Here is a 14,640-nt window from a genome sequence, read left to right on the forward strand (position 1 = left end):
CGGGCCTGGAAGAGGACCACGGTCCAGGACCCGCAAGCCAAGACCGCCCACATCGAGAACCACATGCTCGATGAACAGGGCAAACGCGACTTCACCTCCGCGGTGCCCGGGACCCGCCTGGTCGGAGACATCACCTACCTGCGCACCGGGGAGGGCTGGCTCTACCTGGCCACCGTCATCGACCTCTTTTCCGGCATGGTCATCGGCTGGTCCATGGCTGCCCACATGCGGGCAAGCCTGTGCACCGCAGCCCTGCAGATGGCACGGAACCACGGCCGTTTCGCCGAACATGGTGTGGTCTTCCACTCCGACCGCGGTACCCAATACACCTCCGACGAATTCCAGCAATGGTGCGGCACCAACGGGGTTACCCAGTCCATGGGCAAGGTCGGGGTGTGCTGGGACAACGCGGTAGCCGAGAACTTCTTCTCCCACCTCAAAACCGAGTTCTACCACCACCAACGCTTCGGCTCCAGGATCGCTGCCCGGACCGCCGTCATGGACTACATCGAGGGCTGGTACAACCGCCGCCGACCCAACCGCCGCGCCGGCGGCCTCCCACCCGCCACAGCCCACGCAAACCACCACACCACCGCCCAGCAACCCCTGGCCGCCTAACCAACAACAACGAGAACTGTCTCAAAAACTTGACGAGCGCACGGAAAGGGCCGATATGTGAGAGAGCATGCCTCAAAATCGGCAGTTATGTGAGAGAACGTTGGGTTAAAAGGGTTGGTATGTGAGAGAGGGATTGGGGCGACATAATCCGCCACCGAACTAAATCCCGGTTAATTTTGTCCATTGACCTGCATAAATACCGCGGAGAGCACTACGATGAGCAACGACTCATCACTGAGTTTGGTCTCATTGCATCATTCACACCTAACCCCGGGGGAACACCGTGAGTTACCAGCAACAGCCACAGCACACCCAGCCGTATGGCGCACAGACCGGCGAACCGCCGCTGTGGGCTCCCTACTATGGCGCACCCATTGGCGCCGCTGTAAAGCGTTTCTTCAAGAAGTACACCGCCTTCACGGGCCGTGCGAGCCGCAGCGAATACTGGTGGGTGGCCCTCGCTTTGGGTGTCATCGGCCTCGTGCTTGAGTTCATTTTCCTTGGCCTGGGCACTGCTGGCGCAACCGTTTCAGCTGACGGAACATTAGTGCCTGGAGGTGGCTTTGTCGTGGGCATAATTTTGCTCGTCATTTTCGGCCTGGCAACGATCATTCCGTCCATTGCGCTGATCGTCCGCCGTCTGCACGATGGCAACTTCAGCGGCTGGCTCGCCCTCATCGGCCTGGTTCCCTTCGTGGGTGGACTGGGCCTGCTGGTACTGATGCTCCTGCCGTCCAACCCGGCCGGCCAGCGTTTCGATCAGCCCAGCGGTATCTAGCAGTTCATGCACCCATAAGCACTATCTAAAAGGGGCGGCACGCCAAGTGCCGCCCCTTTTCATTCCCCAACGCAGAGGCCCCCAACGAGGAGTTCCCATGTCCACGAACACAACTCCGAAGAACATCAAGCGATGCGCCGTCATTGGAGGCGGGATTATCGGCGTGGCTGTGGCCCGGGAACTGGCCAACAAACTCGACGGCGTCCAGGTCACGGTTTACGAGAAGGAAGACCAGCTCGCCAAGCACCAGACCGGCCACAACTCTGGTGTAGTCCATGCGGGCCTGTACTACGAGCCTGGCGGGCTGAAGGCAACGCTCTGCCGCCGAGGAGTTGCCCTGCTTCAGGAATTCTGCAAGGCCAAGGATCTGCCGTACGAGGCCTGCGGGAAGTTGGTGATCGCCCAGACCCCCGAAGAATCGAAACGACTGGAGAACATCTTCGCGCGGGCAACGGCCAATGGAGTGCCGGGCGCACGCATGCTGCGCAGTGACCAACTACAGGAGGTGGAGCCGAACGCCGTCGGGCTTTCTGCCTTGCACTCGCCGGAAACAGCGATCGTGGACTACAGGGCCATCACCAATGCGCTCGCCGACGACGTTCGTGACGCAGGCGGGCAGATCCGGCTTGGGCAGGAAGTCACCTCGCTGGAACAGCAGGGGAGCGGCGCCGTGGTCCACACGAAGGCTGGAGGCGAACACTACGATCTCGTGGTGGCCTGCGCCGGGCTTCAATCGGACCGGTTGGCGAAAGCGACCGGGGAGTCCGCAACGCCGCGAATCGTTCCGTTCTTTGGGCAATACTTCCTCCTCGGGAAGGAAACCCGCGCACAAGTGAGGGGCTTGATTTATCCTGTGCCGGACCCCAAGCATCCCTTCCTTGGCGTGCACCTGACCAAAAGGATCGACGGCGAAATGATGCTGGGCCCCAACGCATTCATCTCCTTCGGACGCGAGGCCTATTCTTGGAAGGACTTCGATGTGCGGGACGTCCTGAATTACACGCTCTTTCCAGGCTTCTGGAATTTTGCCCGCCAGAATGTACCGTCGGCAGTCCGCGAATTCCAGACCGTCGTCAGTAAGAAGAAGTTCATCAAGGAGGCCGTACGCTTTGTTCCCTCGTTGGAGGGTGCCACTATTCTTCCCGGCACACGCGGTGTCCGTGCCCAAGCCATGAACGCTGACGGTTCACTGGTGGATGATTTTGTGATTTCACGACGCCGGGACACGGTTTTGGTGCGGAATGCACCGTCGCCGGGGGCTACGTCGTCCATGGCGATTGCGGAGTACATCGTGCAGCAGGCCTTGCGGGACTAACTGCAGCAGGCTTTGCAGGACTGAGCCCCGCAAAGGGGAAGTTAACAAGCCCGTGACGCCGCAGAAACCAGCCCCACATGACGCCCGGATACCTTTGCCGCATGAAAGCATCCTGGTTGGCTCAACAAAGCGCGAAGATCGGCTCCAAGATCGGCCAATGGATTGAGGCCGCATACGTCCTGGATTGTGTGGAACCGGCAAACGATCCAGGCGGCCACGGTGCTCACGGCCGGTCCACCGATTGGACGTGGCTTCCGGCGCTTAGCGGGGTTACGGTCGCGAGTGCGCAGGCCATTCAATCCCACTCGGGAATGACCCGCCGTAACCCCTAAAGGTTGGCTTGAAAGCTGCTGAATGTTGTTTTGGGCACACTTTTCGTTTAACGCGGATGCTATGCCCTAAACTGCTTCACTGAGGTGCCTGAAATGGCACTATGCAGCAACGAAAGCGAACCCAATGGCTACTGATTACGACGCACCCCGCAAGACAGAAGAAGAGACTCCCGCGGACTCGCTTGAGGCTCTTCAGGCGTCCCGCGGCACCGGTGCCCAGACTGCAGTCATCGACATCGACGAAAACGATACCGCGGAAGGCATCGACCTCCCGGGCGCCGATCTTTCCGGTGAAGAACTGACCGTTGTGGTGGTACCTGAACAGTCTGATGAATTCACGTGTTCTTCCTGCTTCCTGGTCCGCCACCGGTCCCAGGTTGCCCTGGAAAAGAACGGCCTTAAGTACTGCAAGGACTGCGAAGGCTAACCCCAGGCACCGCAAAACGTTCGTGCCCCGTCAGGCCAATGAATGGTCGGATGGGGCTTTTGCGTATCCGCGGCTCTTTGTAACGCCCCGGTGTCGTTATGTTCGATTACGAACCTGTGCATGAAGACCCTCAATACAGTCCCTGAACCGGCGTAAATGTCCCCTTCCATGACTCTCCTGTGACCACCCCGGAGTCGTTTTAACGGTTGTGCGCCGAAGCGGCCACAACCCATCCAAACCACCCAACGCACTCCTACTGTTGAAGTATCAACTTCGCCTGAAGGGGGCACAAAAAATGAGGAAATTTGGAGCGGGTTTGGCAGCAGTCCTTGCAGCTGCCGGACTCGGTCTGGTGGCACCGGGGCCAGCCTCGGCATCACCATATTGCGGGATCATGTGGGGCTCGCTGGCCAAGGCCGACCCCGACATGAGCGCCGCCAACGTCACCAACGTCCGTACGGGCCAGCAGCCCTGTTACGACCGCTTGGTGATCGATATGACCGGCAAGGTGGCCGGCTATTCAGTGCAGTATGTCCCGGTTGTGGTTCAAGATGCCACCGGCTATCCAATCCCCGTGCTCGGGGATGCTGACCTGCAAGTGGTAGTGACAGCGCCGTCGTACGACCAGAACGGCCAACTGACGTACGCGCCGGCTGCCAAGGCTGAGTTGTCCAACGTTTCCGGGTATGAGACGTTCCGTCAGGTGGTTTACGCGGGCAGCTTCGAAGGCTACACGAGCATCGGTTTGGGTGTCCGTGCCCGGCTTCCGTTCCGTGTCTTCACTTTGGACGGGCCCGACGGCGGTTCGCGCCTTGTGGTGGACGTCGCCCATCGTTGGTAGGAATTCCGCCAAAACCTACGAAAGCTGCCAGTTCGCCCGGATCATTCCGGCGAACTGGCAGCTTTCCAGCGATTTCTCGACAAGAGCTACTCGGGGACCACCAAGGCAGGGGTGTCCTTACGGATGGTATCTCCGCGGAAGAAACCGGGACGGATACGGGACATGATCAGCATGAACACGGCGCCCAAGGCAAGGATTCCGATGCCGAGCACGAACACGAGCCCCACTCCGAAGATCTCCGAGCCACTTCCAAACTCCGGGGCCCAGCTGTCCACCGCGGTCTGCAGGAAAACAACGAACAGGCCGACGCCACCCAGCAGCGGGCAGAGGAGACGCAGGAAGAAGTTGCGGGCACTGGAGAACACGCTGTTCCGGAAGTACCAGACACACGCGATGGCCGTGAGCCCGTAGTAGAAGCAGATCATCAAGCCCAGCGCCAGGATGGTGTCGTTGAGGACGTTTTCACTGATCACGTGCATCACGGCGTAGAAGCCCGCGGACAGGACGCCGGCCGCGACGGTGGCGAAGCCCGGCGTCGAGAACTTCTTGCTCATGTGGGCGAAGCGCTCGGGCAGGGCGCCATAGTGTGCCATGGCCAGCAGGCTGCGCGATGGTGAAGTGAACGTGGACTGCAGTGATGCGGCCGAGCTCGAGAGGACTGCGAGGGACATGAGGATCGCGAACGGACCCATAACCGGTGAAGCGAGGGCCGTGAACACGTTGGCGCTGTTTTCCTCGTTGTTCAGGCCGACTCCCGTGTCCCCAACGCCTGCGAACATCATGGTGGCGATGATGACAAGGAGGTAGATGCCCAGCACGATGACGGCGGTCAGCGTGCCTGCGAGGCCGGCGGTCTTCTTCCCGTTGGCGGTTTCCTCGTTCACTGTGAGGCAGACATCCCAGCCCCAGTAAACGAAGATCGACAGGGAGATGCCGGCCGCGATCTGGCCGAAGGTCTCGATCTTGGTGACGTCGAACCAGTCCCAGCTGAAGGGAACGGCAGTCTCGGAGGTGGACCAGTTGGCGAAAGCCATGGCCACGAACAGGCCAAGGACCAGCAACTGGAAGCCGACCAGCCCGTACTGGACGATCTTGGTGGTGTGCAGGCCGCGGTAGCTCACCCACACGGCCAGGGCAACGAAGACGAAGCAGGTGGCAACGTTCAGGACCTTGTTCGAGGCGAGGTCCGCGAGCTCGGGGGAGCCCGTAACCTGTGCCAGAAAGAGGTAGAAGAAGTCCACTGCGACGCCTGCCAGGTTGGACAGGACGATGATGTTCGCCGCAAGCAGGCCCCAGCCACCCATCCAACCCACCCAGGGGCCGAAGGCTTTAGTCACCCACGTGAAGGTGGTGCCGCTGTCCGGGGAATCTGCGTTGAGTTCCCGGTATGCCAGTGACACCAGGATCATCGGAATAAACCCGATAAGGAAGATCACGGGCAGTTGCAGCCCGGCTTCGTTGACAGTTGGACCGAGCGCGCTGGTAAGCGTATACGCCGGGGCGATGGTTGAAATGCCAAGAACGACGACGGCGAGGAGCCCCAACTGCCCCGTCTTCAGTCCCTTGCCGCTGATCTCGTGCGACGTGCCGGCCGGGCTGGTGCCTGAGGCCGTGCTACGGATTGTCTGGCTCATGAAAGGCCCTTTCTAGATGGCCGTAGGCTGCTGCTGCGTAATGCAGTGGATACCGCCGCCCCGGGCAAAGAGTTCCCGCGCGTCAACACTGACTACGCGGCGTCCGGGATAGGCGTCGGCGAGGATGCGGAGTGCTTTCTCGTCCATGGGGTCATTGAAACTGCATGCGATAACCCCTCCGTTGACCACGAGGTGGTTGATGTAGCTGTAGTCCACATATCCTTCGTCGTCGGTAAGGGTCTCCGGGGCGGGAACTTCGATGATGTTCCAGTCCCGGCCTGCTGCGTCATGGGTGGTGCGCAGGAAGTCGATGATTTCCCGGGAGACGTTGTAGTCCGGGTGTTCGGGGTTCTGCTGGGAGTGGACCAACAGCGTGCCGGGGCTCGGGATCGCTGCCACGATGTCCACGTGGCCGCGGGTACCGAATTTCTCCGAGTCACGGGTGAGGCCGCGGGGCAGCCAGACTACATGGGTGGCGCCGATGGTGCGGGCCAGTTCCCCTTCGATGTCCGCCTTGGTCAGACCCGGGTTGCGGCCTTGGTCAAGCTGTACGGTCTCGGTGACCAGGACTGTGCCTTCGCCATCAACCTGGATGCCGCCACCCTCGTTGACGATGCCTGACGGGATGTGGTGGGCATCGGCGCGGGCGCTGATCTCCGCTGCGATGAGGGAATCCTTGTCCCATGTGGCCCAATCCTGGCCGCCCCATCCGTTGAAGATCCAGTCCACGGCACCCAGCTGCTTGTTGGCATCAAGCACGAAGGACGGCCCGATGTCCCGCATCCAGGCGTCGTTGAGTTCAGCTGTCAGTACCTCGACGCGAGGGTCCAGGTAACGCGCGGCTGTGTCGACGTCGTCGGGGTGTACCACCATGGTGACCGGCTCGAACTCAAGGATGGCGTTGGCAACGGCAGCCCACGTGGACCGCGCAGCGTGGGCCTCTTCCTCCGTGTCGCCCAAGGTGTAGCCACCAGTGGGGAAGGCCATCCAGACACGATCCTGGGGTGCGGTCTCGGACGGCATCCGCCAGGCGCTCATGCGGATACAGCCTGGTACGGCGTGGCCTCGGCTGTGGAGCCGAGCGGGGCGTTGGGGTTCACGGGTTCCGTGAGGCGGCCGTACGTCTCCGGGCGGCGGGTAGCCAGGAACGGGAAGAGCGTGAGCCAATCCTTGCGCTGGTCCAGGTCGAGGTCGGCCACCAGGACTGCGGATTCATCGCGGGGTGCCTGGACAAGGATGCGGCCGTACGGATCGGAGATGAAGGATGAACCATAGAAGTTCAGGGTGCCCTCGCTGCCGTAGCGGTTGGGGGCAATCATGAAGAGGCCGTTGGCGATGCCGTTGCCTACGATGACCTGCTGCCAGAGCGGCTGGGTGTCGAAGTCGGGGTGGTCCGGTTCGGAACCAATGGCAGTGGGGTAGACCAGGATTTCGGCCCCACCCAGGGAGTACGTACGGGCAAGCTCCGGGAACCATTCATCCCAGCAGGTGGGCATGCCCAGGCGTGCGCCGCCGAGTTCGGCAGGAGCATGGACGGCGTACGCATCTTCGGCGGCCGGGCCCTTACGGAAGAACTTGTCCTCGTAGTAGCCGGCTGTGACGGGGATGTGCAGCTTGTGGGTACGGGCCACGAGCTCGCCAGCGGGGGAGACGAGGATCGCGGTGTTCAGTCCCAAGCCGTCATCCGAGCCGTCCGGGTTTTCAGCACGCTGGTAGAGCGATGCGTGGACCGAAACGCCGTACGTCCTGGCGGCCGCTGCGGCGAACGTGAAGGTGGGGCCCGTCAGCAGGTCCTCTGTGATGTCTGAAGGGCGGATACCTGCGGCCGGGTTGTTCTCCGGTCGGGTGTCTGCGGGGTAACGGGAGAGCGTCAGTTCAGGCAGGAAAACAACACTGGCTCCCAGCTTGGCTGCGCGTTCGATTCCGTCGTTCAGTTCGGCATGCAGGACTGCTTGATCAGCGTGCCAGCGGTGCTGAACGACGCCGACCCGCAGAGGGGTGCGGGTGGACGGCTCGGTGCGGGCCAAGGAAGTCGGGGCTTCGAGGCGGGTAATTTCAATCATGGGGGCATGTACTCCGGTGAGACGACAGTCACTAAATGAATAGCGTTCATTTAGTATGGCGGTAGTCACGGCTGGATGCAAGGGGCAAAAATGAATTCCCTTCATTTCCTTTGCGTGCAGGGAGCTTATCGCTTGGGTCGCGCCCTGACATGCATGCGTTCGCCTTGCTGCCCAAAGAGGGTGAGGAGCTCCACGGGTTCCTTAGTGGCGCTGGCGAACCAGTGTGGCGTCCGCGTATCGAACTCCGCCGCCTCACCTGCCTTAAGAATGAAGTCGTTCTCGCCCAGGACAAGCCGGAGTTTGCCGTTGAGGATGTACATCCAGTCGTAGCCCTCATGGGATTGAGGATCCGGAATTTCCTTCCCCGTGCCGCCCGGCAGGACCATCTTGAACGCTTGGATTCCCCCCGCTCGACGTGTCAGCGGCAAGGCTGTGCCCCACTCGTGCACGTGCGGCTTGAGGTGAATCCGCGGATCACCGGTTTCCGGGGCGTCGATGAGTTCTTCGAGGGGGATTTGATGAAGCCGGGCAATGGGCAGGAGCAGTTCGAGCGTGGGCTTCCGTTGCCCCGACTCCAACCTGGAGAGCGTGCTGACTGAAATACCCGTGGCTGCCGAGGCCTCCGCCAGCGTCACATTGCGTTGGGTCCGCAGCGCTCGCAGGCGAGGGCCAACGGCGTCGAGCATTTTGCTGAAATCCGGAGTCATGGCTCCAGTTTGCCATACTGGCAAAATTTGTTGCTGCTTTCGATGTGTCCGGTTGAGCATCGAACCAGGCCTCACAACAGAGCGAACAGGAGACAAAAATGGAACAACAATACGACGTCGTCATTGTGGGAGGTGGCTCAGCTGGGTTAAGTGCCGCCGTCACGCTGGGTAGGGCGTTGCGGTCCGTGCTGGTCATCGACGCCGGGGAGCCGCGGAACGCCCCTGCTGCAGGAGTGCACGGCTTCCTTTCCCGGGACGGGCTCAGCCCCAAGGAGCTCTTGGCGCTTGGCAGGGCGGAAGTTCTGCACTACGGCGGCCACATTGCTTCGGGCGTGGCTGTAGCGGCGCGTTCGACGCCGGATCCCACCAACGCTTCGGAACCCGCCTTTGAGGTGGACCTGGCTGATGGTCGGACTATCGGGGCGCGTCGGATACTGGTGGCCACGGGCCTGACTGACATCCTTCCGGACGTGAAGGGCATCCGGGAGCGCTGGGGCAGGGACGTCCTGCACTGCCCGTACTGCCATGGTTGGGAAGTGCGGAACAAAGCGATCGGCATTCTGGGGTCCGTACCCATGGCTCTGCACCAAACTTTGTTGTTCCGGCAGTGGAGCCCCGACGTCACGCTGTTCCTGAACGACGTCGTCGAACCCTCCGAAGAGCAGTGGGAACAACTGGCGGCCCGGTCCATCAGCGTAGTCGAAGGCAAGGTTCAGTCATTGGAAGTCACTGACGATGCCTTGAGTGGCGTCGTCCTGGAATCCGGCGCGGTGATACCAGTTGAGGCGGTGGTGGCTGGTCCGCGCATGGAGGCGCGTTCCAGGGTGCTCGAATCCCTCGGTATTGAGCCGGTGGAACACCCCCAGGGAGTGGGACTTCATTTTGAAGCGGCTGCGCCGGGGGGAGCCACATCGGTGCCGGGCGTTTGGGTAGCCGGCAATGTCACTGATCTCACTGGTCAGGTAGTGGCCGCAGCGGCGGCAGGAAACATGTCCGGTGCAGTCATCAACGCGGATCTCATGATGGCCGAAACCAGGCTGGCTGTAGCGTCGGCGGCCCGCCGCGATGAACGCCTTGTTTCACCGTGAGTTGCATTAAATAACAGTCGACTTACGGCCCTCGTGCGAGGACGATTAAGGGACAGCCACTAAGGAGGTTGGGTATGTGCTACTCGTACTATGAGGGCTATGAGAGGCGCTCGAAGAAGGACTCCGTGCGCACGCCCGAGATGCACAAGCCTGAGACGAGCAAGGATCAGGCACCTGAGGCCCCTGCCGAGAAGAGCCCGCAGACAGAAGGAACGTTGTGGACTTTCCTGGCCCGTCGTCGCAGGGAATTTGAGGTTTCAGAACCGAGGATCGACCGCATCCGCGAGAAGGTCTAGGCGTCGGTCCGGGCAAAGAACCCCGTCCAACGGACAATTCACCACCGCGCGCGGTGGTGAATTGTCCGTTAAGCGGGGGTTTCCGTTACTTCGGGGCGTCCAGAAATTCGAGGGCGCCAGTGACCAGTGCTTCCGTCCCAAGGGTCAGTGTTGGCTGGATGATCGGGGCAAAGAAGGGCGAATGGTTCGATGGAACGTCCTCCGGCAGGCGACTCGTCGTCGCCCAATCTTGAAAGTGGGTGGCCCCGATCCCGCCCAGGAACCAAAAAACCAAGGGCGCGCCGGCCGCCGTCGCGAGTTGGCCTACGTCTTCACTGCCTGAGACGGGGCCCGGGTCTATGATCCTCGCCGCCCCGAACCTATCGGAGAATGCTGAAGCCACCCGTCCCGCGGCCGATTCGTCATTGACGGTTAACGGGAAGCGCTCCTCATAGTGGAAGTCGGGTTCCTTGAGGGAGCCTGAGGCGGCAGCCTCACTTCGAACGATGCGCTCGATCGAGTTCAGGACTTTCTCCCGCGTGGGCTCGCTGAAGGATCGGATGCTGAGGCCAAGGGTTGCAGTCTCGGGAATGATGTTGTTCTTGGTTCCCGAATGGATTTGCCCAACCGTAACTACTGCGGAATCGCTGGCGGCGAGTTCGCGGGACACCACTCCCTGCAGGCGCATGATGGTTGCCGCGGCCATGAGCACTGGATCAATGGTGGTTTCAGGCCGGGAGCCGTGGCCGCCGCGCCCATGCAACGTCACGTTGAGGGAATCCGCTGATGCCATGGCCACACCCGGACGGATGCCGAACCATCCGGCAGGAAAGGGCGCCACGTGCTGGCCGAGGACCACGTCCGGCTTGGGGACAAGGTCAAAGAGCCCATCCGCGACCATTGCCTGGGCACCGCCACCCCATTCTTCGGCTGGTTGGAAGACGGCGATCAGGGTGCCCTGCCACTCCTGCCGCTTTGCGGCCAACTCTTCCACTGCTCCGAGCAGGCAGGTGACATGTACGTCGTGCCCGCACGCATGCATGACCGGCACCTCACGGCCTTCATGATCGACGCCGACTGCCGTACTTGCGTAGTCCAATCCGGTGGCTTCTTTGACGGGCAACGCGTCCATATCGGCACGAAGCATGACCACAGGTCCGGGGCCATTGTCCAGGACTCCTACGACCCCCGTCTTCCCGACGTTGCGGTGAACCAGCAGCCCCAAGTCCTCGAGGTGTCCGCCGATGATCCCGGCGGTTCTAACCTCTTGGAAGGAAAGCTCCGGGTTCGAGTGGAGGTCACGGTAGAGGGCTTCAAGGTCCATGCTCATGGGAATTTTCCTTAACAGGTAGACGCCGCAGGGTCTGGCCAGTGTACCGAGGTCACCAGAGGGCAAACTTGATGCATGGAATCTTCACAAGAGATCACTACCCAACGCTCAACGGTCGAGGATTGGACCAGGGCTCTGGCAGAATCCAGCGGGTCGCCTGGTGGAGGCGCAGGAACGGGCGTAATGCTCGCCATCGCAGCATCCCTGACATCCATGGTTGCCGGTTACACGGAGGCCCCCGATGATCGGCTGGCCGAGCTGCAGGCCCGGGCCAGCACGCTCCGCGAAACCGCCCTGAAGTTGGCCGACGACGACGCTGCGGCGTCAAAGGCTTTCGGCGCGGCCTTCCGGCTTGATCCGGGCCCGGAGCGCGATGAAGCAATCCACCGTGCATCCGTCGATGCAGCCAAGGCGTCCGCGGTCCTTGGAGACCATGCCATCGAAGCCATCGAGGACCTGGGATGGCTGGCCGCCAACGGGAATCCGGCGCTCATTGCTGATGTGGTGGTTGGCTTCGGTGCCCTCAGGGCGGCCATTGCAGGAGCCCGCACCAACGTGAGCTTTGACCTCGGGTCGCTCAGATCCGCGGGCGCGTCGCTGGACGAGATCAAGGAACAGCACCCTGAATTGTGGGCAACGGTAGGGTGGCTCGGCGATGCCCTGGACCGGATTGACCAGCTGGTGGCCGCCGTAGATGGCAAGGCTGCACCTACGGACGGCCACTGATTCCCGCGGCGCTTACTGCGCCCTGGGAACCCGGCGGAGCACGACGGCGGCAAGCACTGCCGCCCCTGCCATCAGTACCAGCCCAATCGCCGCAGTGATGTGGACGCCGGACTCGAAGGCTACCCGGGCGGCGGCTGTCAGTGCATCCGATAGCGGAGCGGGTAGGGCCGCAGCAGCATCCACTGCGCCCGCCAGCGTTTCTCCCGATTTACCGGCTGCCTGCGTGGACAACCCCTCCGGGATGACGAGGTTGTGCTGGTAGGACGCAGTGAGGATAGAGCCCAGCACGGCCGTTCCCAGGAGCGAACCCAGCTCGTAGCCGGTTTCGGAGATCGCGGACGCCGCTCCGGATTTGTCGGCCGGCACCGAGCCGAGGATGAGGTCGTTGGAGATGGTTTCCGCGGCGCCGACGCCAACGGCGAGGACAGTCAAAGCTGACAACAGGAACACAGGTCCGCTGCCGTGGTCACCTACAGCGACCACCAAATAGCCCGCCGCGCTGAGGGTAAGTCCGCCGGCCACCACGAATCCTGGCCGGACGCGCTTTACCAGCGGGACCACCACCAGGCCGGCGATGACCGTTGCCAGGAGCGCCGGAATCATTGCGATGCCAGCCTCCATGGGGGACTGGCGCTCAACAAGTTGCAGGTGCTGGGCGAAGAAGTAGATGAAGCCCGTCATGGAAAACAAGGACAGGACGTTGGCCACTATCGCTGTGCTGAACACCTTGTTCTTGAACAAAGAGACGTCCAGCATGGGACTCTGGATCTGCCGCTGGCGACGCACAAACACAATGCCCATCACCAAGCCGAAGACCATGAAGGCCGCTGCGGACACCCCGAATCCGTGGACAGCAAATTCCTTGATGCCGTAAACGAACGGAGCCATGGTGATCACGGACAGCGCGATGCTGGGCACGTCCACCCTGCCGGGATTGGCGTCCTTGGATTCGGGAATGAGGGCCCTGCCGAAGGCGAGGAGGGGCAGGAGGAGGAAGGTCGCTACCAGGAAGACCGCACCCCACCAGAAGTGTTCCACCAGCCAGCCACCAAAGATCGGGCCAAGGGCGGCGCCACCAGAGAATCCGGCAGCCCATACGGCGATCGCGAGCCGCCGACGGTTCGGATCAGCAAAGATGTTCCGGATCAAGGACAGCGTTGAAGGCATCAACATCGCGCCAAATACGCCAAGTGCGGCGCGGCCGGCAATCAGCCATTCCGCGGAAGGCGCGAATGCTGTAGCAGCCGAAACCGCGGCGAAGCCCGTGCTGCCGATCAGCAGCAGCCGCCGTCGTCCGATCCTGTCGCCGAGGTTGCCCATGGAAACCAGCAGCGCCGCCAACACGAGCGGGTAGGCGTCAATGACCCATAGGAGCTGCACGCCACCCATATCCAAGGAGCGGGCAATTGCCGGCAGGGCGAACGTGAGCGCGGTGTTATCGACGGCCACCAGCAGCACCGGGAACATCAGGAGTGCCAGGGCCGTCCAATCGCGCCACGGTGCTGCCTGACTGGTCAGGGAGCGAGCGGAACGGGGTGCTTGGGTTGAGGGCGGCGTGAACATGTCATTAACTATACCGTCCAGACGGTATAGTTTCAAAGTCAACAGCACCAACCCCGTAGGGAATGATGTAGTCATGCCACGAAAACCAGTTGCCCGGGATGCGGTCCTGGATGCCTATGAAGCCCTTCTTATTGAGGTGGGCGAGCGGGCTGCCACGCTTGACGCAGTCGCCAAGCGGGCAGGGGTCTCCAAGGGCGGACTGCTTTACCACTTCCCCAACAAGGAATCGCTGATCAGCGCTCTGTTGGAGCGCTTGGATGAGTTGGCCCAGGCAGACATCGAAAAAATGAAGACCGCGCCAGATGGCAGCGCTGCCTACTTCATTCGGACCTCACTGTGGGCCGGAACTCCCATGGATCGTGCATTCGTTGCTGCCACGAGACTGGCCGAAGTTGCCCATGAGGAGACCCGCCACAGGTTTGCCGGAATCCAGCAGCAGTGGTTGGACGTCCTGGCTGAGGATGTTGGTCCGGAGGTTGCCAAGGCTGTCAGTTACATGGGCGACGGCCTGTATTTCAACGCCATGTTCGAGGGTGGCCGGGAAGGCGGCAAGGCCGGGCGGGAGGCCGACGTCGAGATCCTGCTGGGAGTCCTGGACCGGCTCCGCAAGTAGCGGGTCATCCATTTGCGGCGACGCCCCCAACGTAGGACAATTGAGCCTTGTGGTGCGCCTTTACTGGGGCACGCAAACAATTGAATATGCCTTTGATCTGCGGCGGGAGAGTCCTGCAAGCAAGTGATGCGGGCGCCGTAGGAGCAAACCCTCCCCAGGAATCTCTCAGGCCCACGCACCGCCGCGGCGAGGCAACTCTGGAAAGTAGCAGGCCTTTTGCCGCGTCCTTTGGCGCGGAAAAGATGCTGTGCTCACCGACGGTGCAAGCGATGGTTGTGCAAGCAACACGCGGAAACTCTCAGGTCCAATACAGAGCGGGGAGGAACCCAG

At 61.7% G+C, this 14,640-nt stretch carries 16 protein-coding genes and 2 riboswitches; of the genes, 10 read left to right on the plus strand and 6 right to left on the minus strand.

The window, feature by feature from the left end; genetic code table 11:
* The 6 genes from AB4Z15_RS18570 to AB4Z15_RS18595 form a co-directional block, all read left to right on the plus strand.
* A partial coding sequence (locus AB4Z15_RS18570) for an IS3 family transposase (RefSeq protein ID WP_442018430.1) occupies positions 1 to 618 on the plus strand: 618 nt, incomplete at its 5' end.
* A gap of 283 nt (positions 619 to 901) precedes the next feature.
* The gene (locus AB4Z15_RS18575; protein WP_442018431.1) at positions 902 to 1,396 is read left to right on the plus strand and encodes a DUF805 domain-containing protein; all 495 of its coding nucleotides are present in this window, start codon (positions 902 to 904) and stop codon (positions 1,394 to 1,396) included.
* 97 nt (positions 1,397 to 1,493) lie between these two features.
* A complete protein-coding gene (gene lhgO, locus AB4Z15_RS18580; RefSeq protein ID WP_442018432.1) occupies positions 1,494 to 2,711 on the plus strand; it encodes an L-2-hydroxyglutarate oxidase in 1,218 nt (405 codons plus the stop codon).
* 101 nt (positions 2,712 to 2,812) lie between these two features.
* A complete protein-coding gene (locus tag AB4Z15_RS18585) occupies positions 2,813 to 3,043 on the plus strand; it encodes a hypothetical protein (RefSeq protein ID WP_442018433.1) in 231 nt (76 codons plus the stop codon).
* Between the two features lie 124 nt (positions 3,044 to 3,167).
* Positions 3,168 to 3,470: a DUF4193 domain-containing protein gene (locus AB4Z15_RS18590; RefSeq protein WP_216926976.1), complete on the plus strand. Its 303-nt coding sequence runs from the start codon at positions 3,168 to 3,170 to the stop codon at positions 3,468 to 3,470.
* A gap of 295 nt (positions 3,471 to 3,765) precedes the next feature.
* Positions 3,766 to 4,311, plus strand: coding sequence for an AMIN-like domain-containing (lipo)protein (locus AB4Z15_RS18595; protein ID WP_442018434.1), 546 nt, complete (start codon positions 3,766 to 3,768; stop codon positions 4,309 to 4,311).
* 86 nt (positions 4,312 to 4,397) lie between these two features.
* On the opposite strand, the gene AB4Z15_RS18600 is transcribed toward AB4Z15_RS18595, so the two are convergent.
* The 4 genes from AB4Z15_RS18600 to AB4Z15_RS18615 form a co-directional block, all read right to left on the minus strand.
* Positions 4,398 to 5,945 carry an APC family permease gene (locus AB4Z15_RS18600; protein ID WP_442018435.1) on the minus strand — a complete coding sequence of 516 codons (1,548 nt, stop codon included), beginning with the start codon at positions 5,943 to 5,945 and terminating at the stop codon, positions 4,398 to 4,400.
* Between the two features lie 12 nt (positions 5,946 to 5,957).
* Positions 5,958 to 6,983, minus strand: coding sequence for an agmatine deiminase family protein (locus AB4Z15_RS18605; protein ID WP_442018436.1), 1,026 nt, complete (start codon positions 6,981 to 6,983; stop codon positions 5,958 to 5,960).
* On the minus strand, positions 6,980 to 8,008 hold the full coding sequence (locus AB4Z15_RS18610; RefSeq protein WP_442018437.1) for a nitrilase-related carbon-nitrogen hydrolase: 1,029 nt from the start codon (positions 8,006 to 8,008) through the stop codon (positions 6,980 to 6,982). Before AB4Z15_RS18610 ends, AB4Z15_RS18605 begins: the two co-directional genes overlap by 4 nt.
* A gap of 125 nt (positions 8,009 to 8,133) precedes the next feature.
* Entirely contained in the window at positions 8,134 to 8,715 is a 582-nt protein-coding gene (locus AB4Z15_RS18615; RefSeq protein WP_442018438.1) for a helix-turn-helix domain-containing protein, read from the minus strand.
* Between the two features lie 98 nt (positions 8,716 to 8,813).
* On the opposite strand from AB4Z15_RS18615, the gene AB4Z15_RS18620 reads away from it, so the two are divergent.
* Both AB4Z15_RS18620 and AB4Z15_RS18625 read left to right on the plus strand, forming a co-directional pair.
* The gene (locus tag AB4Z15_RS18620; RefSeq protein ID WP_442018439.1) at positions 8,814 to 9,803 is read left to right on the plus strand and encodes an NAD(P)/FAD-dependent oxidoreductase; all 990 of its coding nucleotides are present in this window, start codon (positions 8,814 to 8,816) and stop codon (positions 9,801 to 9,803) included.
* 74 nt (positions 9,804 to 9,877) lie between these two features.
* On the plus strand, positions 9,878 to 10,099 hold the full coding sequence (locus tag AB4Z15_RS18625) for a hypothetical protein (protein WP_442018440.1): 222 nt from the start codon (positions 9,878 to 9,880) through the stop codon (positions 10,097 to 10,099).
* A gap of 85 nt (positions 10,100 to 10,184) precedes the next feature.
* Here the strand turns inward: AB4Z15_RS18625 and AB4Z15_RS18630 are convergent, their stop codons facing one another.
* Positions 10,185 to 11,408 (minus strand): amidohydrolase, encoded by a 1,224-nt coding sequence (locus tag AB4Z15_RS18630; RefSeq protein ID WP_442018441.1) that lies wholly within the window; start codon positions 11,406 to 11,408, stop codon positions 10,185 to 10,187.
* Positions 11,409 to 11,483: 75 nt separating this feature from the next.
* Between AB4Z15_RS18630 and AB4Z15_RS18635 the strand changes: the two genes are divergently transcribed.
* A complete protein-coding gene (locus AB4Z15_RS18635; RefSeq protein WP_442018442.1) occupies positions 11,484 to 12,134 on the plus strand; it encodes a cyclodeaminase/cyclohydrolase family protein in 651 nt (216 codons plus the stop codon).
* 12 nt (positions 12,135 to 12,146) lie between these two features.
* Here AB4Z15_RS18635 and AB4Z15_RS18640 read toward each other — a convergent pair whose 3' ends face one another.
* Positions 12,147 to 13,697 carry an MFS transporter gene (locus AB4Z15_RS18640; RefSeq protein ID WP_442018443.1) on the minus strand — a complete coding sequence of 517 codons (1,551 nt, stop codon included), beginning with the start codon at positions 13,695 to 13,697 and terminating at the stop codon, positions 12,147 to 12,149.
* A gap of 73 nt (positions 13,698 to 13,770) precedes the next feature.
* On the opposite strand from AB4Z15_RS18640, the gene AB4Z15_RS18645 reads away from it, so the two are divergent.
* Complete coding sequence (locus AB4Z15_RS18645) at positions 13,771 to 14,310, plus strand: TetR/AcrR family transcriptional regulator (RefSeq protein ID WP_442006961.1); 540 nt, start codon at positions 13,771 to 13,773, stop codon at positions 14,308 to 14,310.
* Positions 14,311 to 14,403: 93 nt separating this feature from the next.
* Positions 14,404 to 14,501: riboswitch (glycine riboswitch) on the plus strand.
* A riboswitch (glycine riboswitch) is annotated at positions 14,502 to 14,633 on the plus strand.
* Positions 14,634 to 14,640 lie beyond the last annotated feature (7 nt).

The organism is Paenarthrobacter sp. 2TAF44, assembly GCF_052114885.1.
Classification (GTDB): Bacteria; Actinomycetota; Actinomycetes; order Actinomycetales; family Micrococcaceae; genus Arthrobacter.

What these genes read in the sequence shown, in the direction of transcription:
- lhgO (WP_442018432.1), top strand. Translation starts at nt 1,494, where the DNA reads ATGTCCACGAACACAACTCCGAAGAACATCAAGCGATGCGCCGTCATT.
- AB4Z15_RS18585 (WP_442018433.1), top strand. Translation starts at nt 2,813, where the DNA reads ATGAAAGCATCCTGGTTGGCTCAACAAAGCGCGAAGATCGGCTCCAAG.
- AB4Z15_RS18590 (WP_216926976.1), top strand. Translation starts at nt 3,168, where the DNA reads ATGGCTACTGATTACGACGCACCCCGCAAGACAGAAGAAGAGACTCCC.
- AB4Z15_RS18595 (WP_442018434.1), top strand. Translation starts at nt 3,766, where the DNA reads ATGAGGAAATTTGGAGCGGGTTTGGCAGCAGTCCTTGCAGCTGCCGGA.
- AB4Z15_RS18600 (WP_442018435.1), bottom strand. Translation starts at nt 5,945, where the DNA reads ATGAGCCAGACAATCCGTAGCACGGCCTCAGGCACCAGCCCGGCCGGC.
- AB4Z15_RS18605 (WP_442018436.1), bottom strand. Translation starts at nt 6,983, where the DNA reads ATGAGCGCCTGGCGGATGCCGTCCGAGACCGCACCCCAGGATCGTGTC.
- AB4Z15_RS18610 (WP_442018437.1), bottom strand. Translation starts at nt 8,008, where the DNA reads ATGATTGAAATTACCCGCCTCGAAGCCCCGACTTCCTTGGCCCGCACC.
- AB4Z15_RS18615 (WP_442018438.1), bottom strand. Translation starts at nt 8,715, where the DNA reads ATGACTCCGGATTTCAGCAAAATGCTCGACGCCGTTGGCCCTCGCCTG.
- AB4Z15_RS18620 (WP_442018439.1), top strand. Translation starts at nt 8,814, where the DNA reads ATGGAACAACAATACGACGTCGTCATTGTGGGAGGTGGCTCAGCTGGG.
- AB4Z15_RS18625 (WP_442018440.1), top strand. Translation starts at nt 9,878, where the DNA reads ATGTGCTACTCGTACTATGAGGGCTATGAGAGGCGCTCGAAGAAGGAC.
- AB4Z15_RS18630 (WP_442018441.1), bottom strand. Translation starts at nt 11,408, where the DNA reads ATGAGCATGGACCTTGAAGCCCTCTACCGTGACCTCCACTCGAACCCG.
- AB4Z15_RS18635 (WP_442018442.1), top strand. Translation starts at nt 11,484, where the DNA reads ATGGAATCTTCACAAGAGATCACTACCCAACGCTCAACGGTCGAGGAT.
- AB4Z15_RS18640 (WP_442018443.1), bottom strand. Translation starts at nt 13,697, where the DNA reads ATGTTCACGCCGCCCTCAACCCAAGCACCCCGTTCCGCTCGCTCCCTG.
- AB4Z15_RS18645 (WP_442006961.1), top strand. Translation starts at nt 13,771, where the DNA reads ATGCCACGAAAACCAGTTGCCCGGGATGCGGTCCTGGATGCCTATGAA.